This window comes from Collimonas sp. NPDC087041 (assembly GCF_044745265.1).
Taxonomy (GTDB): domain Bacteria; phylum Pseudomonadota; class Gammaproteobacteria; order Burkholderiales; family Burkholderiaceae_D; genus Collimonas.
Map to the genome: position 1 here is coordinate 202007 of NZ_JBIUZX010000003.1, position 20215 is coordinate 222221.

Annotated in this window: 22 protein-coding genes and 1 tRNA gene; 7 read left to right on the forward strand and 16 right to left on the reverse strand. The window is 54.8% G+C overall.

Annotated features, from left to right (window positions below):
* Window positions 1-327: 327 nt before the first annotated feature.
* The gene (locus tag ACIPF8_RS06790; protein WP_400418668.1) at window positions 328-1014 is read left to right on the forward strand and encodes a glycine zipper 2TM domain-containing protein; all 687 of its coding nucleotides are present in this window, start codon (window positions 328-330) and stop codon (window positions 1012-1014) included.
* A 91-nt stretch (window positions 1015-1105) separates the two neighbouring features.
* Here ACIPF8_RS06790 and iscX read toward each other — a convergent pair whose 3' ends face one another.
* From iscX to iscR, 9 genes are all read right to left on the reverse strand, one after another.
* A complete protein-coding gene (gene iscX, locus ACIPF8_RS06795; RefSeq protein ID WP_400418671.1) occupies window positions 1106-1300 on the reverse strand; it encodes a Fe-S cluster assembly protein IscX in 195 nt (64 codons plus the stop codon).
* 41 nt (window positions 1301-1341) lie between these two features.
* A complete protein-coding gene (fdx, locus tag ACIPF8_RS06800) occupies window positions 1342-1680 on the reverse strand; it encodes an ISC system 2Fe-2S type ferredoxin (protein WP_400418674.1) in 339 nt (112 codons plus the stop codon).
* 48 nt (window positions 1681-1728) lie between these two features.
* A complete protein-coding gene (gene hscA / locus ACIPF8_RS06805; RefSeq protein WP_400418677.1) occupies window positions 1729-3594 on the reverse strand; it encodes a Fe-S protein assembly chaperone HscA in 1866 nt (621 codons plus the stop codon).
* 28 nt (window positions 3595-3622) lie between these two features.
* Window positions 3623-4237 carry a LysE family translocator gene (locus ACIPF8_RS06810; RefSeq protein WP_400418680.1) on the reverse strand — a complete coding sequence of 205 codons (615 nt, stop codon included), beginning with the start codon at window positions 4235-4237 and terminating at the stop codon, window positions 3623-3625.
* Between the two features lie 37 nt (window positions 4238-4274).
* A complete protein-coding gene (gene hscB / locus ACIPF8_RS06815; RefSeq protein WP_400418683.1) occupies window positions 4275-4790 on the reverse strand; it encodes a Fe-S protein assembly co-chaperone HscB in 516 nt (171 codons plus the stop codon).
* Window positions 4791-4904: 114 nt separating this feature from the next.
* Window positions 4905-5228: an iron-sulfur cluster assembly protein IscA gene (gene iscA, locus ACIPF8_RS06820; RefSeq protein ID WP_014007106.1), complete on the reverse strand. Its 324-nt coding sequence runs from the start codon at window positions 5226-5228 to the stop codon at window positions 4905-4907.
* A 91-nt stretch (window positions 5229-5319) separates the two neighbouring features.
* Window positions 5320-5718, reverse strand: a complete 399-nt coding sequence (gene iscU / locus ACIPF8_RS06825; RefSeq protein WP_014007107.1) for a Fe-S cluster assembly scaffold IscU — start codon at window positions 5716-5718, stop codon at window positions 5320-5322.
* A gap of 72 nt (window positions 5719-5790) precedes the next feature.
* Window positions 5791-7044, reverse strand: a complete 1254-nt coding sequence (locus tag ACIPF8_RS06830) for an IscS subfamily cysteine desulfurase (RefSeq protein WP_400418686.1) — start codon at window positions 7042-7044, stop codon at window positions 5791-5793.
* Between the two features lie 17 nt (window positions 7045-7061).
* Complete coding sequence (gene iscR, locus ACIPF8_RS06835) at window positions 7062-7556, reverse strand: Fe-S cluster assembly transcriptional regulator IscR (RefSeq protein WP_061532705.1); 495 nt, start codon at window positions 7554-7556, stop codon at window positions 7062-7064.
* Between the two features lie 360 nt (window positions 7557-7916).
* Between iscR and ACIPF8_RS06840 the strand changes: the two genes are divergently transcribed.
* Window positions 7917-8729 carry a TetR/AcrR family transcriptional regulator gene (locus ACIPF8_RS06840; protein WP_400418688.1) on the forward strand — a complete coding sequence of 271 codons (813 nt, stop codon included), beginning with the start codon at window positions 7917-7919 and terminating at the stop codon, window positions 8727-8729.
* Window positions 8730-8745: 16 nt separating this feature from the next.
* Here the strand turns inward: ACIPF8_RS06840 and ACIPF8_RS06845 are convergent, their stop codons facing one another.
* Together ACIPF8_RS06845 and uvrB are read right to left on the reverse strand one after the other, a co-directional pair.
* Window positions 8746-9537 (reverse strand): uracil-DNA glycosylase, encoded by a 792-nt coding sequence (locus ACIPF8_RS06845; protein WP_400418691.1) that lies wholly within the window; start codon window positions 9535-9537, stop codon window positions 8746-8748.
* Window positions 9538-9692: 155 nt separating this feature from the next.
* Window positions 9693-11774: an excinuclease ABC subunit UvrB gene (gene uvrB, locus ACIPF8_RS06850; RefSeq protein ID WP_400418693.1), complete on the reverse strand. Its 2082-nt coding sequence runs from the start codon at window positions 11772-11774 to the stop codon at window positions 9693-9695.
* Between the two features lie 127 nt (window positions 11775-11901).
* On the opposite strand from uvrB, the gene ACIPF8_RS06855 reads away from it, so the two are divergent.
* Window positions 11902-13119, forward strand: coding sequence for an amino acid aminotransferase (locus ACIPF8_RS06855; RefSeq protein WP_400418695.1), 1218 nt, complete (start codon window positions 11902-11904; stop codon window positions 13117-13119).
* A gap of 109 nt (window positions 13120-13228) precedes the next feature.
* A tRNA-Asn gene (locus ACIPF8_RS06860) sits at window positions 13229-13304 on the forward strand.
* Between the two features lie 624 nt (window positions 13305-13928).
* Here the strand turns inward: ACIPF8_RS06860 and ACIPF8_RS06865 are convergent.
* Window positions 13929-14501 (reverse strand): hypothetical protein, encoded by a 573-nt coding sequence (locus ACIPF8_RS06865; protein WP_400418697.1) that lies wholly within the window; start codon window positions 14499-14501, stop codon window positions 13929-13931.
* Between the two features lie 185 nt (window positions 14502-14686).
* The gene (locus ACIPF8_RS06870; RefSeq protein ID WP_400418699.1) at window positions 14687-15178 is read right to left on the reverse strand and encodes a hypothetical protein; all 492 of its coding nucleotides are present in this window, start codon (window positions 15176-15178) and stop codon (window positions 14687-14689) included.
* 568 nt (window positions 15179-15746) lie between these two features.
* Here ACIPF8_RS06870 and ACIPF8_RS06875 point away from each other — a divergent pair.
* Complete coding sequence (locus tag ACIPF8_RS06875; RefSeq protein WP_400418702.1) at window positions 15747-16013, forward strand: hypothetical protein; 267 nt, start codon at window positions 15747-15749, stop codon at window positions 16011-16013.
* An 880-nt stretch (window positions 16014-16893) separates the two neighbouring features.
* Window positions 16894-17394, forward strand: a complete 501-nt coding sequence (locus tag ACIPF8_RS06880; protein WP_400418705.1) for an ABC transporter ATP-binding protein — start codon at window positions 16894-16896, stop codon at window positions 17392-17394.
* A 64-nt stretch (window positions 17395-17458) separates the two neighbouring features.
* Here the strand turns inward: ACIPF8_RS06880 and ACIPF8_RS06885 are convergent, their stop codons facing one another.
* Window positions 17459-17860 (reverse strand): nuclear transport factor 2 family protein, encoded by a 402-nt coding sequence (locus ACIPF8_RS06885; RefSeq protein ID WP_400418707.1) that lies wholly within the window; start codon window positions 17858-17860, stop codon window positions 17459-17461.
* A 59-nt stretch (window positions 17861-17919) separates the two neighbouring features.
* The gene (locus tag ACIPF8_RS06890; protein ID WP_400418710.1) at window positions 17920-18597 is read right to left on the reverse strand and encodes an HAD-IA family hydrolase; all 678 of its coding nucleotides are present in this window, start codon (window positions 18595-18597) and stop codon (window positions 17920-17922) included.
* Window positions 18598-18863: 266 nt separating this feature from the next.
* Between ACIPF8_RS06890 and ACIPF8_RS06895 the strand changes: the two genes are divergently transcribed.
* The gene (locus tag ACIPF8_RS06895; protein WP_400418713.1) at window positions 18864-19724 is read left to right on the forward strand and encodes a hypothetical protein; all 861 of its coding nucleotides are present in this window, start codon (window positions 18864-18866) and stop codon (window positions 19722-19724) included.
* A 27-nt stretch (window positions 19725-19751) separates the two neighbouring features.
* Here ACIPF8_RS06895 and ACIPF8_RS06900 read toward each other — a convergent pair whose 3' ends face one another.
* Window positions 19752-19985, reverse strand: coding sequence for a hypothetical protein (locus ACIPF8_RS06900; RefSeq protein WP_400418716.1), 234 nt, complete (start codon window positions 19983-19985; stop codon window positions 19752-19754).
* Window positions 19986-20215: the final 230 nt, after the last annotated feature.

The following is a 20215-nucleotide window of genomic DNA, read 5'->3' on the forward strand; positions in this document are numbered from 1 at the left end:
TTGCGGAATAAATCGATTTAGCGGCAAATCAGCGACAGCGTAGTCAAATGGGGTCGGAGTTTTTTTTCGCGGCCTTTTGCGAAAATTACTCTGACCCCATTTGACGTTCCACGGAGTAAATCCCCCCAACAAACTCAAATTAATTCGACTCTGACCCCAATTATTGGGAGTTTGTGGTGTAAATCAGTTTCTCAACAGCAAAATATTTCCAGATAGATTGAACTCGTTACATAAGGATACATCTGACACACTATCAATCTAGTGCTCAGCCAGCGAACCTTTGATAATTACTTTACTTAACAAACAAAAGCTTTTCTGGAGGTAATAATGGATAACCCGAAACCAAACAACCGCATTCACCCGCTGGTCGCTACCGCGGCCGTTGCAGTCACTCTGGCTAGCCTGGTAGGCGTGGCTGCGATGACTGGCTTGTTTCCTAGCTCGCAAGGCTCGAATCCACAGCAAGTCGCTGCGATGTCGGCTGCACCGGCCGATTACAGCGCTCAACAACAGCAACAACAATCCGGCCAGCCGACGCAAAATCAGAATGGCGCTCCTGCCGGCCAGAACAGCTACTACCAGCAAGCGCCAAACCAGGCGGTACCGATGCAGCAAGCACCGCAGCCTGCCTACGCAGCTGCGCCAAACCAGCCACAAGCAGCGCCGCAACCCGCCATCTGCCGCAGCTGCGGCCGGGTTGAGTCGATACAGGCAATCCAGCACGCAGCCAAGCCTAGCGGCGTAGGCATTGCAGCCGGCGCGGTATTGGGCGGTATCCTCGGCCATCAGGTCGGTCACGGCAACGGTAATACCCTGGCGACAGTCGCCGGTGCCGTCGGCGGCGGCTTTGCCGGCAACGAAGTGGAAAAACGCACCCACACCACCACGACCTATCAAGTCATGGTGCGCATGGAAGACGGCAAGGTCCGCAGCTTCCCGCAATCGGCTCAACAGGAATGGCGCGTCGGCGATCCAGTCCGGGTGGTCAACGGTCATCTGGAAGGACGCGGTTAAGCAACACCCGGCATCGCAGTGCCAATAAAAAACCCGCTGTCGCTACGAGTGTAGCGACAGCGGGTTTTTTATTGTGCAATCAAGATTGCGCTTACTCTGCTTCTTCGATCCAGGCAGCCTGGATCGCTTCCAGGATCTTTTCGCCGGAACGCTTTGGATCATCGTCGAAACCTTCCAGGTCCAATACCCATTTATGCAGGTCGGTGAAACGAATCGTCGCCGGATCGATATCCGGAAATTTGTCGTACAACGTTTCTGCAATCAGCAATGTGTCGGTCCACTTCATTGTGTTGCTCCCCTATTGATAATCGCTGCGACAGCGAATGATTAATGGTTTTCGCTGGCGTGGTTGATCGTGTATTTCGGGATCTCGACCACCAGATCTTCTTCGCCGACAATCGCCTGGCATGACAGGCGCGAAGTGGCTTCCAGGCCCCACGCCATATCCAGAAGATCTTCCTCTTTCTCATCCAGTTCGCCGAGCGAAGCGAAGCCTTCACGCACCACGACGTGGCAGGTCGTGCAGGCACAGGATTTTTCGCAGGCGTGCTCGATTTCGATATCGTTGTCGAGCAGCGCATCGCAGACCGATTGGCCGCGTGGCGCTTCGATCACGACACCTTCTGGGCAATATGTTGGGTGGGGCAGTACGACGATTTGGGGCACTTTGTTTACCTCGGGAATAGGTTGATTCTTTTTGAATTTATATGGTGTTCAGGACACTTGATCCAGTGTCTTGCCGGTCAGCGCATCGTGCACGCTGCGGTCCATGCGCCGCGCTGCGAACTCTTCGGTGCCATGCGCCAGCGCATCGACTGCCGCCTTGATCGCCAGGTGATCATCGCCCAGCGCTTTCGTGCGCACGGCTTCAATCAACGCTGCGATCGATGTGCGTTCCTCTTCAGACAGCAACGCGGCGTCGGCCTGCAATGCCGATTCGGTAGCAAGCACGATACGCTCCGCTTCCACCTGCTCTTCACGCAAGGCACGTTGTTGCATGTCGACGTCAGCCGAAGCAAACGATTCCTGCAGCATGCGCGCGACGTCGTCATCGGCCAAACCATAAGACGGCTTGACGCTGATCGAGGCTTCGACACCGGAACGCAACTCGCGCGCCGAGACCGACAACAAACCGTCCGCATCGACCTGATACGTCACGCGAATACGCGCCGCACCGGCCGCCATTGGCGGAATGCCACGCAGCTCGAACTTGGCCAGGGAACGGCAATCGCTGACCAGCTCGCGCTCGCCCTGCAAGACCTGGATCGCCATCGCGGTCTGGCCATCCTTGAAGGTGGTGAATTCCTGCGCACGCGCGCACGGAATGGTTGAATTGCGCGGAATGACCTTTTCCACCAGGCCGCCCATGGTTTCAATCCCGAGCGACAGCGGGATCACATCCAGCAACAGCCAGTCGTCGCCGGGAGCGCGGTTACCGGCCAGCAGATTGGCCTGGATTGCAGCGCCCAGTGCGACCACCTTATCCGGATCGATATTCGCCAGCGGCGTTGTATGAAAATAGTCGCCGACCGCCTTGCGGATGCTCGGCATGCGGGTAGCGCCGCCAACCAGCACCACGCCATCGACGTCGTCGGCACTCAGATCGGCATCGCGCAACGCCTTGCGGGTTGGCGTCAGGGTCTTGGCCACCAGATGCTTGGTGATTTCGTCAAAGATTTCCGAAGTCAGCAGCAGATGCACACGTTCGCCGGAGCTCAAGGCAGCATCGATGGTCACCTCAGCTTTGGTCGACAGCAATTCCTTGGCTTCGCGCGCCTTGACCATCAGCACCCGGGTGTCTTCATCGGATAACGGCGACAATTGCGCTTCCTTGCTGATCCAGCAAAACAAACGATGATCAAAATCGTCGCCGCCAAGCGCAGAATCGCCGCCGGTGGCCAGCACTTCGAACACACCCTTGGTCAGCTTCAGGATCGAAATATCGAAGGTGCCGCCGCCCAGGTCATAGACCACGTAGACGCCTTCCGAGGCAGTATCCAAACCGTAGGCGATCGCCGCAGCAGTCGGTTCATTCAGCAGACGCAGCACATTCAAACCGGCCAGCTTGGCCGCATCCTTGGTGGCCTGGCGCTGTGCGTCGTCGAAATACGCAGGCACGGTAATCACTGCGCCGACCAGATCGTCGCCCAGCGCATCTTCAGCTTGCTGGCGCAACGTTGCCAGGATTTCAGCGGAAATTTCAACCGGGCTCTTGACGCCGGCAACTGTCTTCAACTGCACCATGCCTGGCGCATCGAGAAAATCGTATGGCAGGTTTTCAGCGTAGGCGATGTCTTTCAGGCCACGGCCCATGAAGCGCTTGACCGACAGGATGGTGTTCTTCGGATCGGTAGTTTGCGCCGCCTGCGCCTTGTAGCCGATGTGCGCATTGCCATTCGGCAGATAGCGCACGATCGACGGCAGCAATGGTCGGCCAGCCTCGTCGTTGAGCACCTCAGGGATGCTGTTGCGCACTGTGGCGACCAGCGAATTGGTGGTACCCAGATCGATCCCTACCGCCAGCCGATGCTGGTGCGGTGCGGTGGACATGCCTGGTTCGGAGATTTGCAGAAGTGCCATAGGGGTATCTTGCTTTTCGTTTATTGCTTTATTGCGGCAGAGCGATGCGAATACCGAGTCCGATAAATGCACAGCCCGCCAAGCGGTTCATGGTGGTAGCGGCCGATTTTTTGCGCTGGAAAAACGCGCCGACCATACCGGAAAACAGGGCGACCGCACTGAATATTGCCAGCGCCTGCATGATAAATACAGCTGCCAACAGCAACATCTGCGCCGGGATATGACCGGCGCTGGCGTTGACGAACTGCGGCAGGAATGCGATGAAGAACAGTGTCACTTTCGGATTCAGCATATTCGCGATCACGCTCTGCCAATAGATGCGCGTCAGCTTCTGTGGCGCGGCATTGCCTTGCAGGTGAACTGCGGTATGCGAACGCAAGGTGCGCACGCCGATATAGATCAGGTAACCGGCGCCGGCGTAACGCAACAGCGAGTAGGCCAGCGGCGAAGCCTTGATCAGCGCGGCAAAGCCGAGCACCGCCAGCATCGTATGGAAAATCAAGCCCGAACTGAAACCCAGCGCGGCCACCAGGCCGGCCTTGCGGCCCTGCGCAATGCCGCGCGTCAGCACATAGATATTGTCCGGCCCCGGGGCCAGGGTCAGCGTCATTGCGGCGATCAGGAATAACCAGACTTCAGGCATGTTCGTACTCGGCTAATAATAATTGTCGTGTCGTGATTTACGATTCGAGAACGGCGAATGCGTTGCCGATCTCTTCCCCAAATTTTTCCAGGAACATCAACTGCCGCACGTATTGCGCAGCCTGTTGGAAATCTCCGGCATCCAGCAAAACGCCAATGCGTTGCAGATCGGCCCTGCGCGCGGCGCGTAATTCCTCGTCCAGTTGCTCCAGCGCGGCCAGGTTCTTTTCCGCACGGGCATCGTCCAGCGTTTCACGCCATTCCATCTGCTGCATCAGGAAAGCCGTCGGCATGGCCGTATTCGACTCGACTTCCAGTTCCACGCCATTCAGTTCGCACAAATAGGCGGCGCGCTTGAACGGGCTCTTGAGCGTCTGGTAAGCCTCATTAGCGCGCGTCGTCCATTGCATCGCCACGCGCTTTTCGGCACTGGTGGCATTGACGAAGCGATCCGGATGAGTCTGGTTCTGCACCTCGTGATAGGCCTGCTCCAGCGCAGATGTATCGAGCGTGAAGCGTTGCGGCAGTTGGAATAACTCGAAGTGATTTTGCATATTGAATTAAAACAAAAGCCTGTTGAAATGCAACAGGCTTGGGTCGTCCATCTCATCCATCGTGACGCAGGCTCAACGGTCAATCAGACAGTCCAATGCCCGGCCAGGATGACATCAAATCCGGAAGCTTTCGCCGCAGCCGCACTCGTCCTTGACGTTCGGGTTGTAAAACTTGAAGCCTTCGTTCAAACCTTCGCGCGCGAAATCGAGTTCGGTGCCGTCGATATACGGCAAGCTCTTCGGATCGACAAAGACCTGAATGCCATGCGACTCGAACACTGCATCTTCGTCAGTCTTCTCATCCACATACTCCAGCTTGTATGCCAAGCCCGAGCAACCGGTCGTGCGCACGCCAAAGCGCAGGCCGATGCCCTTGCCGCGCCGCTCGATATAGCGGTTGATATGCTTTGCCGCTTTTTCTGTCAGTGTGATTGCCATAAACCGTCGATCTCTTTCCTGTAGCTCTATCGCCCCGCCCATAGCGACATGTTGTCGCAACCGGCAGGTCGATGGTAACTAGTGCTAGTAATTACGCCGCTTGCTTCTGTTCACCATGCTTGGCTTTGTAATCCTCAACCGCAGCCTTGATCGCATCTTCAGCCAGGATCGAGCAGTGGATCTTCACTGGCGGCAGCGCCAGTTCTTCGGCGATCTGGGTGTTCTTGATCGACATGGCTTGATCCAGTGTCTTGCCCTTGACCCATTCGGTCACCAGCGACGACGAAGCAATCGCCGAGCCGCAGCCGTAAGTCTTGAACTTGGCGTCCTGGATGATGCCGTCAGCGCCGACCTTGATCTGCAACTTCATGACGTCGCCGCAAGCCGGCGCACCGACCATGCCGGTACCTACAGTTTCGTCGCCCTTTTCAAAGGCGCCGACGTTGCGTGGATTTTCGTAGTGGTCTAAAACTTTTTCTGAGTAAGACATGTTACTGCTCCTTAATTTGACGCTGCGGTCACGCCGCAGAAGAATTTCCCGGTGTGGCCTTCAATCTGCAACTTAGTGGGCGGCCCACTGAATGGTGCTGATGTCGATGCCATCCTTGTACATATCCCACAGCGGCGACAACTCACGCAGTTTCGCAACTTTGGTCTTGATCAGTTCGATCGTGAAATCGATATCTTCTTCGGTCGTAAAGCGGCCGATGGTGAAGCGGATCGAGCTATGCGCCAGCTCGTCGCTGCGACCCAGCGCGCGCAATACGTAGGAAGGCTCCAGGCTGGCCGAAGTACAGGCCGAACCGGACGATACCGCGATATCCTTGATTGCCATGATCAGCGATTCGCCTTCGACATAATTGAAGCTGACGTTCAGGTTATGCGGTACACGATGTGCCATGTCGCCATTGACATACACTTCTTCGATAGTTTGCAGGCCAGTCGCTAGGCGGTCGCGCAGCGCTTTGATGCGAACGATCTCTTCATCCATTTCTTCACGGGCGATTTCAAACGCTGCGCCCATGCCGACGATCTGGTGCGTCGGCAAAGTGCCCGAACGCAGGCCGCGCTCATGACCGCCGCCATGCATCTGCGCTTCGATACGAACGCGCGGTTTGCGACGCACGTACAAGGCGCCGACGCCTTTCGGACCGTAAGTCTTGTGGGCAGTGAAAGTCATCAGGTCGACTTTCCATTTTTCCAGGTCGATCGCAACCTTGCCTGTGGCTTGCGCCGCGTCGCAATGGAAAATGATGCCCTTCTGACGGCACAGTTCGCCGATTTCAGGAATTGGCTGGATCACGCCGATTTCATTGTTGACCAGCATCACCGACACCAGGATCGTGTCCGGGCGGATCGCCGCTTCCAGTTGTTCCAGTGTGATCAGGCCGTTGTCTTGCGGTTGCAGATAAGTCGCTTCAAAACCCTGGCGCTCCAGCTCGCGGAACACGTCCAGCACAGCCTTGTGCTCGGTCTTGACCGTGATGATGTGCTTGCCCTTGGTCTTGTAGAAATTGGCTGCGCCCTTGATGGCCAGGTTGTTGCCTTCGGTGGCACCGGAAGTCCAGATGATCTCGCGCGAATCGGCGTTGACCAGCTTGGCGACTTGCTCACGCGCGTCTTCGACGGCTTTTTCTGCGGACCAGCCATACATGTGGCTGCGCGACGCCGGATTACCGAACTGCTCGCGCAGGTAAGGAATCATCTTGTCGGCAACACGCGGATCGATCGGCGTCGTTGCCGAGTAATCCATATAAATCGGGAAGTGAGGTGCCTTCAATGTGTCTATCAGGCTTTTTTCCAAGGGTGCGTTCATACTATTTTGAGCTCCAATCAAGCAACCAGGTGGGACCGGTGCATCACCACCACATTTTGTTCCAGGGTCTTCTTTTGCTGCGCGTGCTGCTGCGCATGTTGTTGATCCACCAAATCCTTCAGCGACACCGAATCCAGGTATTCAACCATCTTGGCGTTCAAGGTCGACCACAAATCATGCGTCATGCAACGACCGCCGCCTTCGTGGTCCGGGCTGTGGCAATTCTCCTTGCCACCGCATTGGGTCGCGTCCAGCGGCTCATCGACAGCAATGATGATGTCCGCCACGGTCACGTCTTCCGCTTTGCGCGCCAGGTTATATCCGCCGCCTGGCCCGCGTACGGATTCAACAATCTGGTGACGGCGCAATTTGCCGAACAACTGTTCCAGATAGGAAAGGGAAATCTCTTGCCGCTCGCTGATGGCGGACAAAGTCACAGGACCCTTGCCCTGGCGCAATGCCAAATCGATCATCGCAGTTACCGCAAACCGGCCTTTGGTAGTCAGACGCATGTAATCTCCGCTCGCTTTAAGGGGTGCTCAAAAAACCCGCTGAGGTTTTCCGGCTCCGCTTTATCTATCTGTTAAGCCCTTATTCTGAAATCTGAATAATTTGAGACAGTATACCAAACTTGAGTGAATCCGTCAGGTATTGCCCAATTCCCGGATTGCCGCGCCGGCTATGGCTCTGGAGGCAGTTGATTTTTAATCAATCACAACTTGTACGGGCACTTGCCTGAACCATGAATTGCATGAAAAATTGCTGTATACACACAACAGTGAGGCCAAAAAGGCAAAAAATTTGTTCAAGTAAGCGATGGTTAAACCTATAATACCGACCCTCCCGCACAGTCCTCTTTTGAGCAGCACAGCATGGCCATCCGCAAATCAAAGACACCGCAGTCACCCACCCAGAGAGCCGATCAGAAGCGGATCGACATCTTGAAATCGGCAGCAAAGTGCTTCCGCAAGACGGGCTTTCACCAGACTTCCATGCAGGAAATCTGCACCGAAGTGGGGCTCGGACCAGGCGCGGTGTATCGCTACTTCACCAGCAAGGACGCGATTATTGCGGCAATGGCCGAAGACGAACGGCGCCAGGCGCGCACCATGCTGGCGGAATTCCATGACACCGAGGACCTGCCGCAGGCGCTGTCGGCCATCACCCGCGCCTTCGCCGCCCGCTATGCAGCGATCAGCGATGCCGGCCTGATGACCGAGATCTATGCGGAAGGCTTGCGCAACAAGCGGGTTGGCGCGGCGATCAAGACGGCGGAAACGGAATGGGTGGATGGCCTGGCCGAAATGCTGAGCACGGCCCAGGAACGCGGTCAGATCAATCCGGCGCTGGACGCGCAACAGGCGGCGTTGCTGCTGACGGCCATGTGGGATGGCCTGGTGATACGGCAAGCCTACACCCAGGCATTGCCGACGGAGATGCTGGAACTGTTCGACGACATGCTGAAACGCTGGTTGAGCGCGAGTTCAGCTCCGGCCAGCCCCAAGCGCGCCAAACCGGCGCCTGCGCCGGTTGCGGCCCCTGCACCAGTTGCGGCTCCAACGCCCAAGGCAAAACCTAAAGCCAAGCCGGTGGAAGCTGAACCCGAACTCGCCCTGGCCTTGCCTGTTGTGGACAACATGACTCCCCAAGTCGAAATGGATCTGCGCCAGATGAGTTTGATCTGAGCGCGCGGCAATCGGCCTAGCCGGCGCGCTTCAGCAGCTGCATCGGTCCGAACAGGGCCTGCATGCCGGCATTGCCGATAAAGCTCAAGTTGTACGGATGCTCCGCCACCGCCTTCGGGAAACGCGCGGTAACCGGGTAGGCATTCAGCTGCTCGGCGATTTTCCCCCACAGCACCAACGTCGGCAAAGCCTGGCCACGATCTTCGGCGGCTTCGGCCAAACCAGTCAGGACAGCCTGCATGAACGGCTGCCACGCCTTCGCATCCTTGACCGGCGGCACGTCGGCGCGAAACACCAGCGACGCATTCAACAGCAGGAAGCCCTGCCCCACCATATTGGCCTGCAAATCGGCAAGCTGTTGGATTGCCGGCGAACCTTGCATTTGCGCCTGTTGCGCCACGCCCGACATCGCATCACCGGTGGTATTCTCGACCGCCAGTTGGCCATCGGCGACCAGCAGCATTTTCATGAAATTGCGCAGCGACGTAGCGCGGTTGACCTGCTTCGACAACCCCTTCTCCGACCATAGCGAACCAACCGCGCCATCCATGAAACACACCCCGGTGGCGCTGGCCGCGCGCGGATAAGGCCCCTCTCCCACCAGCACGTAACGCACTGCATCCAGCGGCCGGCTGAAGGCGGCAAATAGTCGGCCTTCAGTGGGCAGGTAATCACTCGCCGCCAAGTCTGGCAAATAGGCGGGATTGGCTTGCGCCACGGCTTGCAAGCCGCGCTCCAGAATGGGTAACCAGGATGCATGTACGCCATCCAAAGCAGCGCGAATTGAAGCAGGGAGGAAATCAGTCATAAGCCAAAAAAATAAATCGTATAAATAAAAAATGCCGGCAGTCAGGCAATCACACACAACACACGTCGCTGTCATTCCGGCGTTCGCGGGGACGACGCGCAGCGCCTTGCCTGCGCGTATCCGGCATCAACCAGGAAATTGCTCCGCCTGAAAAACTACAAGGCAATATTGTCAGCCCCCGGCGCACCAAACAGTTGCTGCTTGAGCACATGCAACTGGTCGCGCACCTGCGCCGCTTTCTCGAACTCCAGGTTCTTGGCGTGATCGACCATCAGCTTCTCCAGGCGCTTGATTTCCTTGCTCACCTGTTTCTCGCTCATCGACTCGTACTTGGCCTGGTCCTGCGCCGCATGTAGCTCTTCACGCGCTTCCTGCGGGCTGTAGACGCCGTCGATCAATTCCCGAATTTGCTTGTTGATGCCGACCGGCGTGATGCCATTGGCGGTGTTGAAAGCGATCTGCTTGTTGCGGCGGCGCTCGGTTTCGTCGATCGCTCGGCGCATCGAATCGGTCATGCGATCGGCGTACAGGATCGCGGTGCCGTTCAGGTTACGCGCGGCGCGGCCGATGGTCTGGATCAGGCTGCGCTCGGAACGCAGGAAGCCTTCCTTGTCGGCATCCAGGATCGCCACCAGCGATACTTCAGGAATATCCAGACCCTCGCGCAGCAAGTTGATGCCGACCAGCACATCGAAGGTACCGAGGCGCAGATCGCGGATGATTTCGACGCGCTCGACGGTTTCGATATCGCTGTGCAGATAGCGCACCTTGATGCCGTTGTCGCTCAGGAATTCTGTCAGTTGCTCGGCCATGCGCTTGGTCAGGGTCGTCACCAGCACGCGCTCGTTTTTCTTGATGCGGGCATGGGCCTCGGTCATCAAGTCATCAACCTGGCTCAAGGCCGGCCGCACTTCAATCGCAGGATCGATCAGGCCGGTCGGCCGCACCACTTGCTCGACCACCTGGTCGGCATGCTGTTTTTCGTACTCAGCCGGCGTGGCCGAGACGAAAATCGTCTGCCGCATCTTGCCTTCGAATTCATCGAAACGCAGCGGCCGGTTATCCAGCGCCGACGGCAGGCGGAAACCGTAATCCACCAGGTTAGTCTTGCGTGAGCGGTCGCCGTTGTACATGGCGTTCAACTGGCCGATCAGCACGTGCGACTCATCCAGGAACATCAGCGCATCCGGCGGCAGGTAATCGACCAACGTCGGCGGCGGTTCGCCCGGCAAGGCGCCGCTCAGATGGCGCGAATAGTTTTCGATGCCCTTGGTGAAACCGATTTCCTGCATCATTTCCAGGTCAAAACGGGTGCGCTGCTCGATGCGCTGCTCTTCGATCAATTTATTTTCCTTACGGAAAAATTCCAGCCGATCGCGCAGCTCTTCCTTGATCGTGTCGATGGCGCGCAATACAGTGGCGCGCGGCGTCACATAGTGCGAACCGGGATAAACCGTAAAGCGTGGGATCTTCTGGCGCACGCGGCCGGTCAGCGGATCGAACAGCTGCAGGCTATCGATTTCATCGTCGAACATCTCGATGCGCACTGCCAATTCGGCATGCTCAGCCGGAAACACGTCGATCGTATCGCCACGCACGCGGAAGGTGCCGCGACCGAAATCGATTTCGTTGCGCGTGTATTGCATCTGGATCAGGCGCGCGATCACGTCGCGCTGGCTGACCTTGTCCTTGGCGCGCAAGGTCAGGATCATCTGGTGGTATTCGTTCGGGTTACCGATACCGTAGATCGCCGACACCGTTGCCACAATCACCACATCGCGTCGTTCCATCAGCGATTTGGTGCAGGACAGCCGCATCTGTTCGATATGCTCGTTGATCGAGGAATCTTTCTCGATGAACAAGTCGCGCTGCGGCACGTAGGCTTCCGGCTGGTAATAGTCGTAGTAACTAACGAAATATTCCACCGCGTTGTGCGGGAAAAACTCGCGAAACTCGCTGTACAGCTGGGCCGCCAGCGTCTTGTTAGGCGCAAAAATAATCGCCGGCCGCCCCATGCGGGCGATCACGTTAGCCATTGTATAAGTCTTGCCAGAGCCGGTAACGCCCAGCAACGTCTGGTAAAACAAGCCGTCTTCAACCCCTTCCACCAGCCTGGCAATCGCCGTCGGCTGGTCTCCTGCCGGCTGGAAAGGCTGGAACAATTTATACGGCGAATTGGGAAAAGTGACGATTTTTGACTCGTCGACGACACTGGAAACCTGTGATATGTCAGCCATGGGCTTCGACCTTTGGTAGAATAGACGGCAGTAAATCCGCGCCGATTCGCGATTTATCTCGTGACCCGGCACAGCATTCAACCCGACTGCAACCTTCAATTTGCAGCCAACTTTTTATGTTATCACGATGAACGCACCTCTTTCAGCCTCCCTCTTCACCGCCATCGAAATGGCGCCACGCGATCCGATCCTCGGCATTACCGAAGGCTTCAATGCGGATAAAAATCCAGGCAAGACCAACCTCGGCGTCGGCGTCTACTACGACGACAACGGCAAGGTGCCGCTGCTGGAATGCGTGCAAAAAGCTGAGGCGTTGCTGATTGAAAAGCTGTCGCCACGTACTTACCTGCCAATCGAAGGCCTGGCGGCTTACGACAAGGCTGTGCAAGAACTGGTATTTGGGGCCGACAGCGCCGTAGTGCAAGAGAACCGTGCGATCACCGTGCAAGCCATCGGCGGCACCGGCGCATTGAAACTCGGCGCCGATTTCCTGAAGCGCTTCGCCGCCGCCAACGCGCAAGTCTGGATCAGCGACCCAAGCTGGGAAAACCACCGCGCGCTGTTTGAATCGGCCGGCTTCACCGTCAACAATTATCCGTACTACGATGCGAGCACCCGCGGCGTCAATTTCAGCGGCATGATCGACGCCCTGAAAACCATGGCCAGCGGCTCGGTCGTCGTATTGCACGCCTGCTGCCACAACCCGACCGGCGCCGACCTGACCAGCGACCAATGGACGCAAATCATCGAAGTCGTGACCCAACGTGGCCTGATCCCATTCCTAGACATGGCCTACCAAGGCTTCGGCGACGGCATCGACGCTGACGGCGAAGTCGTCCGTCGTTTCGCCAAGGCCGGTGGCCCGCTGTTCGTATCGAACTCGTTCTCCAAATCGTTCTCGCTGTACGGCGAACGCGTCGGCGCCCTGAGCATCGTCGCCGCCAGCAAGGAAGAAGCCGGCCGCGTGCTGTCGCAACTGAAGCGCGTAGTCCGCACCAACTACTCCAACCCACCGATCCATGGCGGTCAAGTCGTTGCCACCACCCTGGCATCGCCGGAACTGCGCAAGCTGTGGGAAGAAGAACTGGCCGGCATGCGCGTCCGCATCCGCGAAATGCGCCAGCTGCTGGTCTCGAAACTGAAGGAACAAGCACCAGCCCACGACTTCGATTTCGTCATCAAGCAACGCGGCATGTTTTCCTACTCCGGCCTGACCAAAGCCCAGGTAGAACGCCTGCGCGATGAGTTCTCGATTTACGCTGTTGACACCGGCCGCATCTGCGTCGCCGCGCTCAACACAAAAAATATTGATAATGTTGTCGCCGCAATCGCAAAAGTCCTGTAATATTCGGGTCCCGAAGCAGTTGCAACAACGGCTTCGGGAGATGTAGAAAAGTTTAGAAAAAGCTTTGACAACGCAGCTAATTCAAGACTATAATTCTGCTTCTTTCAATTCCCTGATAGCTCAGTTGGTAGAGCGACGGACTGTTAATCCGCAGGTCCCTGGTTCGAGTCCAGGTCGGGGAGCCAAGATTCTAAGGGGCCACATGCAAATGTGGCCCCTTTTCTTTTGCTCCGCAATTCTTCGCATGCTTCGCAAAAAATCTTGTGGCCGCAGCCATCAAGCAAAATGCATTTTGCGCTCGTTGGAATACTTTCCAAAGCGCGGCATCATGCCCCCCCCCAGTAACGTCGCGCGCCGAGCAACTTTGGCCAGCCAGACGCTACCTTACTTCATCACTATCCTTGGTCTCTCTAGGGAGAAGTGCGCCACTGTTTTTCTCATGAGCCATATTTCAGCTCAATTGAGCCAAAATATGGCTCAACCATTTAATAGAACAGCGGACTCTTAATCCGTGACCCAATTGCCCCAGATAGTACGAGCAAACTGCAAGCACGAAGCATCGCATGTGTCATTGCAAGACTTGACCCCGACTCCGCGATTTCCTGGATTCTGTACGCAATCCAGAGGTCTGGTTAAAGAATAGAAAAGGAGCGCTGGAGGCTGGAGGCTGGAGGCTTCACAATGGATTTACTTAAAGATTTAGCCAAGGGATTCATAAAGAAACAGATTGAAGATCGAACTCGCATCACGCTATAAACTGTATTGGATCAAACTTATCCAAGCTCGGGCGGTGTGCTCAATCTCACTGACTATCGAGAGAGATAGACCTCCACCGATTGCAAGAGATCGATGACGTCGGCAGCGCCCATAAAATCAAACAAGACAGCCCCACACAGATTAGGGGTGATCTCGAATACCGTTCCCAAAGGACTCGTCGCAGCCGCGTTGCGGTTATGCGCTGGATACCTCGACAAACGTTCCCTTCCCTTATCAGTGATGTTGAACCGATTTCCATGAGCGACACCGTTACGCAGGTGATAGACCAGCTCAAGAATCGGCGCCCGGTCAAAGTATTTATGCTTGCTCAGTTCATCGCCCAGTATTAACAACGCGCCCATGGCCCAGACACGAAGAAAATGTCCCTGCAAGTCATTGTCGCAGCGGAGAAGATCAAGATAGTGGCGGAGGTCAAGCGTGTGATAGGTGCCGTCCTTTCGCTTAATCTCGCCGATAGGATTCTCGCCAGGGACCTTAGCCGGTGGCAGCGAATTGATCGGCAGCGGATTAACAGCGACGAGGTGGCCCACCAAGAAAGCATAATAACCGGAGGCAAGGCGCTGGGCCATACCTGATATGGCAAGTCGATGCGAATCTATTGCCATGCTTTCCCCGTGATGCGAAAAATGTTCGCTCCATTTCTGCAGGGAATATTATTCATATATTCGTTCGTTTACCTAGTCAAAGAACCGCTCTCTCAGCTCTTCACAACTTCCGTCCAAGCCGGGTAGCAATGAACCTGCTGTAATTCCCATCATGCTGAGCTCTCGCATAATGGCATGCTGTCTTATCAGGTTATTGAATCGTTGTCTAAGTCAACGGAGCAATACATTTTAAATTTGCCCCATATCGAAATTTCTATCAGGCTGCACATGCGATCTTCATCAGCTTCCGCGATCCTGACTACTATTGCCGTACCTAGGGACATTTCGCGACCATAGCGCTCCACCAGATCCTGAATAGGCTTGGCCCCTTGATCTGATAAAGCAAAAAATTCAATGACATATGGCGGTTCAATTAGCCTCTCTCCGTCGACAAAATAAACACCCCTAACTATTTTTTCACTAAACCGCCGAAAGCTTTCTGCAGGTACCTTAATTCCCAAACCTTGAGCATGCGACCGCCCCCATTTTTCCTCAAATCCCGGGTATACAGCCTCACGATGGATCTGACGTCCATTGAGCAGCTCTTTACTAAGACGTGCTGCAAGGGCACTACGTGCAGCGCTATCCCGCTTGTTCTTCCCATACTTAGGATTCAACGAGCGCAATGCACGTTTCACTATTTCGGTCGTCTCTGGAAGAGTCGGATCCAGACAAAATGCAAGTCGGACCAGCAAATCCGACTCCAATTTCCCATAATCCCTATTACACAAATGACAACTAGGAATTTGCCATTTATGCAAATTATCTGGGGTACCAACCGGATACCAGGCCTGCGGTAAGACATGGTCCCACGTGCGATCAACTTCTTTTTCCAGACAATGAACGCATGTTCCCGGAGGAGGTCGTTTCGCCATATATTGCAAATATTGGTACTGTGTTCAAAATAAACCTGAATGGTCAAAACAGGGCGATATTATCGGGATGATATTTTTCTCATTATGCGCTTTTAGCTTGCTAAAATACAATGAAAATAGACCTATAGAATAAATATCAAAAGTTTATTATTTTGCAAAAGATGCCGTCTAACTGGTCACAGTTGAGATAGCATTTATGCGGGCTAGCGCTTACATATACCGTGAGCCTGTTAATCCGCAGGTCCCTGCTTCGAGTCCAGGTCGGGGAGCCAAGATTCTAAGGGGCCACATGCAAATGTGGCCCCTTTTCTTTTGCTCGGCAATTCTTCGCATGTTCCGCAAAAAATCTTGTGGCCGCAGCCTTCAAGCAAAAAACATTTGCGTCATTTGGAATATCTCCCGAAGCTCGGCATCGCAGCAGTTTCCCCAACAACTTCGCACACTTAACGACCTGCGCAGCCAGATCGTCCATTGCTTCATTCCCCCTCCACCGGCCAAACAACAACCTCTTCGGAATCAGCACTTACGCGGCAAGTTTCCCTACGAAGTAAAAGTCGAATACAAAAACAGCAAAAAGAAGGCGATCATCAGCAATTGAAACGTGCGTTGGACAAAGGTTGGACGCTGTACGGAGGCCTCTCGAAACCGTTGAACAACCTGAGGAATAGTTAGTTTCAAAGATATTTTTGGCCCGAGCAACGTTGAGAGCACGGCAGATATGCATGCCAGCCAAAGGTAAGCGGCGCTTACCGAATGATCTTTCACCGCGAACAGGAACAAAACACCAAAGAAGACTAGGCCAAAAACGTCGAGGGTTCGAGATTTGATGAATTTCAATGCTGTGTGAAGCATTCGAAGGTCCTTGCATTGTTGATTTGTACCGAATGCTGCCCCGCATTTGGTAACAAATACTAACCCATTCCAGATTGCAACTTTTTAGCACATAGGAATTAATTTGGCCCTATCCTCCCTGTTTGGTTATTCGTGCTGAACTGTTCACTTTCGCGCGATGAGCCATTGTCAGACTTGATTCCGATTCCCGTATTTATACGGATGGCCTTTGGAGGCTCTGCCAGAACGACTGGGCTTCGAACCTGGCAGCGGTCGGATCATCCGTTACGGGATTCTCCCGACTACAAAACCTGATAGACGTCTCCTGTGTTTGGTTTTACGACGATAACGCCATAACGGGAATTCAGCGTCAGCAACTCCGTCGATATCTCAGTTCCCATCGCCGCGCTCCTACCCTGGAACTGACTACGCCGCGATTCCGTCCCATATTTCTCGTTACGGTTGTTACCAATACGCGATAGTCATCACGTAACTTGAATGGCAAGGTAGAGTCAGGCCAATCGTTTTTACCGCCATCAGATACTTGGAATATGCCGCAGGAAAACTCCCGCGCAGAGAGATAGCACTGTATTTACTGAGTTCAGATTCTGACGATTTGCGAAGCGGTAACAGTAATGAGGAAAAAAATGAAGTCATCTCAACTTCCAGTAGCAATGTTGCTGCTCACCTTGCTATGCATTGAATCGCCAGCGCAAGCGGATGCCACTGATGTTGCGTCTACGGACAATCCGTATTGGGAGCTGATGATTTCGCCCTATGCCTATCACTACCAATACAGTCCGGAGCATAAGCACGTATTTTTGCTCGGCCTGGAGCATCATCAAAATGATGAGTGGTTTACCGGCGGCGCCCTGTTCTCCAATTCCTTCGGACAACCGACTGGGGCGGCGTATGAAGGGTTTATGTGGAATCAGTTGTTTGGCGAGCCAAATCTCTATGCGAAATTGGGCGGTGGTTTGATGTATGGATACGTTGGAAAATACAAAGACAAAGTGCCACTCAACTACGATGGTTTATCTCCCGTCCTGGTGCCGGCAGCAGGTTGGAAAGCGACATCGAACGACGCCGTGGAAATTTCCCTGCTCGGGGCAGCCGGACTTCTATTTTCCTATGATCGAAAATTCTAGATTGGCGTGCTGCCATTTTGTGCACGCCGTGGGCCTGCCATCGCACTAATCAGAGATGCGAATGTCATCTTGATTGCCCCGCATCCTGCTGAAGCATCCGCCCCATCATTTCGTGGATCTTGTTGACCGCCTTTAGCGGGCGGATCATCACCTTGAAGCGGGTAATCAGATCCTGATCGTTCCAGGTGATGATATCCACGCCGTTGATCAGGATGCCCTCGCAACTCGTTTCGAACTCCAATACTGCGGAATGCGGACCGAGCCATTCATTCACGTATTGGAAGCTGTCGTTATTCAGGACGTGCAAAGCGGCGGCAAGGTATTTGGCTGTGATTGCACTGCCATTTTGTGGCGTGTGAACAACCGGTGATTCGAACAAGACATCATCGGCCAGCAATGCTTTCAGGGCGATGATGTCGCGCGACTTGACGATCTCGTGCCAGCGTTCAATTGTGGAAGTTGCCATGGCTTCTTTTCACCTATATGGACAGCGAACGGTTAGTCATAGAAAGCCATCGCCAATAATTAGATACCTCGATCTCCAAGCTGGATGAAACCGCCCTGGTCCGCTTTGGCAACGATTCTTTCGTAGTTCTTGATCGTAGCATGCGGGGTGTCCATCGGGTGATTATGGGTTGAGGTAACGACCAGCACGGGTGCACCCGCCGCGTCGCCGGCGGCAATGCCGACCGGCGCATCTTCAAATATCAGGCAATCGGCGATATCGACTTCCAAGCGCTTGGCCGCAAGAAGATAGCAATCCGGGTTCGGCTTGCCGACAGCGACATCCTCGGATGTCACGAGCACGGCCGGAACGGGAATGCCCGCCGCTTTCATGCGCTGGATTGCCAGGGCTTTTGGCGCGGAGGTGACGATGGCCCAATTGGCTGCCGGCAGCGATCTTAAAAAATGTGCGGCACCGGGTACTTCTACGATGCCTTCCACGTCATCGATTTCGGCCATGGTAATTCCCTCTGCTTCGCTTTCCGGATCGACTCCGGGAAGCGCCAATCGGCCGATCGTGTCGACGGCGCGTGCGCCGTGGATAGTGGGAAGGAAAGCGGCGACATCCAGGCCGTGACGCGTAGCCCATGCGCTCCAGATCCGTTCTGCCGCGGCGATGGAGTTGAGGACGGTTCCATCCATATCGAACAGGAGTGCTGCGTATCTACCTTCGGGTAACGACGGGCCATGACCGGACATTTCTTCTTTCCTTCAAGCGTGAGCTGGGGCTCCATTATCTCCGATATTCTGAAAGCGCTCGTCGGGCTAGCGCTTGAGTATGCATTTGCTTGCCTCTGCCAAGGAAGCTGCGGGGGACAGGCGAAATTCACTCAATCGATTGCCAGCATCCCGCGATATCCACTATTATCGAAAAATACTTGTCGGCCATGCGATGCTAGACCCGAAGTCCGCGTTGGCCCTTCCAGTTGGCCGGAAGAGCTTTAATAAGAAATGGGAAAACGAAAATGTCTGATACCAACGATCTGCGACAAATATACCCGATCATCATGACGCCCAGCCATGACGGCAAATATTTCCACAACTATGTGCAATCGCTATTGAATTTCACGATACATGCGGAACGCGCAGGAATGCCGCTGCAGGTGTTATTGAATCAGGGCGAAAGTCTGATAACGCGCGCCCGCAACGATTGCGTCGCCAAATTCCTGGCCAATCCTGAATGGACGCATTTGTTCTGGATCGATTCCGACATCGGATTTTCACCTGAGGCCGCTTTCCGTTTGCTGCGTTCGGGGTACGACATTGCGGCCGGCGTGTATCCGCTCAAACGCGAAAATTGGCCGCTCGACGGCGTGCCGGCCGGCACCACCCAGCAGAAATTCGAAGGCACTTACACCCGCTATACCGTCAACGCAAAAACAAGCGATGGCAGCAATGAAGTCCACCTGAAAATCCAGCCCGACGGCTTCATGAAAATGGATGAAGCGCCGACCGGGTTCATGGTCATCAAGCGCCAGGTATTTGAACGGCTCATGGCCAGCTATCCCGAGCTCAGCTACGTACCCGATAGCATTGGCGTGTCCGACATGGGGCTGCACTATCGCTTTTTCGATGTAATGGTTGATCCGCAGACACGCCGCTATTTATCCGAGGACTACGGCTTTTGCCGCTTGTGGTCGGGACTGGGCGAATCGGTGTACATCGATGCCAACTCCAACCTGAGCCATCAAGGCTCCAAGTTATACCAGGGCAATTTTGCGCATTCGTTGATTCACTCCTTGCCATACGCGGTGGGCGCTCCGGCCGGGGCGGCCATGATCCTGGAGGGACAGGAGTATTTGATTCCCAATCCGCCGTCGCCTTGAACAGGTCGCATTGCTCAAGTTGCCCGTTTATCTGATGTAACCCTCTTTGCGGAAATGCTTGGGCAAGAAGATGAACAGCAGAATTGTCATCGCGACGAAGAGCGGAACGCCGATCCACAACAAGGCTGTCCTCTCTTCCATTCTGAAGATGAAGCGGCAAGCTGCCGCAATCACAAAGGCATAAAAGCCTCCGGTAACGGCTGACAGACAGGCCACCAGGACTGTGATCCGTAAAGACGTGTAAATCTTTCGAGAAATCATATCTTTCGTTCAGGACGAGCCAAGGGTCAGAGGAAGGCAACGGCGTCGTTGATACCGACGAAAATGACTGCCGATTGCCAAATTGCTCGTCAATGTAACGCTAATTTGCCAAGAGGAAAGTTAATTTGTGTTAATTTTCCACTTGCCCCCATGTTTTCAGAAAAACAAGGGGCTGAAAGGCAGGAGAACTCATCCCCAAGCACAGCATGGCTCTTGGAACGAGATGTATA

What these genes read in the sequence shown, in the direction of transcription:
- ACIPF8_RS06790 (WP_400418668.1), top strand. Translation starts at nt 328, where the DNA reads ATGGATAACCCGAAACCAAACAACCGCATTCACCCGCTGGTCGCTACC.
- iscX (WP_400418671.1), bottom strand. Translation starts at nt 1,300, where the DNA reads ATGAAGTGGACCGACACATTGCTGATTGCAGAAACGTTGTACGACAAA.
- hscA (WP_400418677.1), bottom strand. Translation starts at nt 3,594, where the DNA reads ATGGCACTTCTGCAAATCTCCGAACCAGGCATGTCCACCGCACCGCAC.
- ACIPF8_RS06810 (WP_400418680.1), bottom strand. Translation starts at nt 4,237, where the DNA reads ATGCCTGAAGTCTGGTTATTCCTGATCGCCGCAATGACGCTGACCCTG.
- hscB (WP_400418683.1), bottom strand. Translation starts at nt 4,790, where the DNA reads ATGCAAAATCACTTCGAGTTATTCCAACTGCCGCAACGCTTCACGCTC.
- iscA (WP_014007106.1), bottom strand. Translation starts at nt 5,228, where the DNA reads ATGGCAATCACACTGACAGAAAAAGCGGCAAAGCATATCAACCGCTAT.
- iscU (WP_014007107.1), bottom strand. Translation starts at nt 5,718, where the DNA reads ATGTCTTACTCAGAAAAAGTTTTAGACCACTACGAAAATCCACGCAAC.
- ACIPF8_RS06830 (WP_400418686.1), bottom strand. Translation starts at nt 7,044, where the DNA reads ATGAACGCACCCTTGGAAAAAAGCCTGATAGACACATTGAAGGCACCT.
- iscR (WP_061532705.1), bottom strand. Translation starts at nt 7,556, where the DNA reads ATGCGTCTGACTACCAAAGGCCGGTTTGCGGTAACTGCGATGATCGAT.
- ACIPF8_RS06840 (WP_400418688.1), top strand. Translation starts at nt 7,917, where the DNA reads ATGGCCATCCGCAAATCAAAGACACCGCAGTCACCCACCCAGAGAGCC.
- ACIPF8_RS06845 (WP_400418691.1), bottom strand. Translation starts at nt 9,537, where the DNA reads ATGACTGATTTCCTCCCTGCTTCAATTCGCGCTGCTTTGGATGGCGTA.
- uvrB (WP_400418693.1), bottom strand. Translation starts at nt 11,774, where the DNA reads ATGGCTGACATATCACAGGTTTCCAGTGTCGTCGACGAGTCAAAAATC.
- ACIPF8_RS06855 (WP_400418695.1), top strand. Translation starts at nt 11,902, where the DNA reads ATGAACGCACCTCTTTCAGCCTCCCTCTTCACCGCCATCGAAATGGCG.
- ACIPF8_RS06865 (WP_400418697.1), bottom strand. Translation starts at nt 14,501, where the DNA reads ATGGCAATAGATTCGCATCGACTTGCCATATCAGGTATGGCCCAGCGC.
- ACIPF8_RS06875 (WP_400418702.1), top strand. Translation starts at nt 15,747, where the DNA reads ATGTTCCGCAAAAAATCTTGTGGCCGCAGCCTTCAAGCAAAAAACATT.
- ACIPF8_RS06880 (WP_400418705.1), top strand. Translation starts at nt 16,894, where the DNA reads ATGAAGTCATCTCAACTTCCAGTAGCAATGTTGCTGCTCACCTTGCTA.
- ACIPF8_RS06885 (WP_400418707.1), bottom strand. Translation starts at nt 17,860, where the DNA reads ATGGCAACTTCCACAATTGAACGCTGGCACGAGATCGTCAAGTCGCGC.
- ACIPF8_RS06890 (WP_400418710.1), bottom strand. Translation starts at nt 18,597, where the DNA reads ATGTCCGGTCATGGCCCGTCGTTACCCGAAGGTAGATACGCAGCACTC.
- ACIPF8_RS06895 (WP_400418713.1), top strand. Translation starts at nt 18,864, where the DNA reads ATGTCTGATACCAACGATCTGCGACAAATATACCCGATCATCATGACG.
- ACIPF8_RS06900 (WP_400418716.1), bottom strand. Translation starts at nt 19,985, where the DNA reads ATGATTTCTCGAAAGATTTACACGTCTTTACGGATCACAGTCCTGGTG.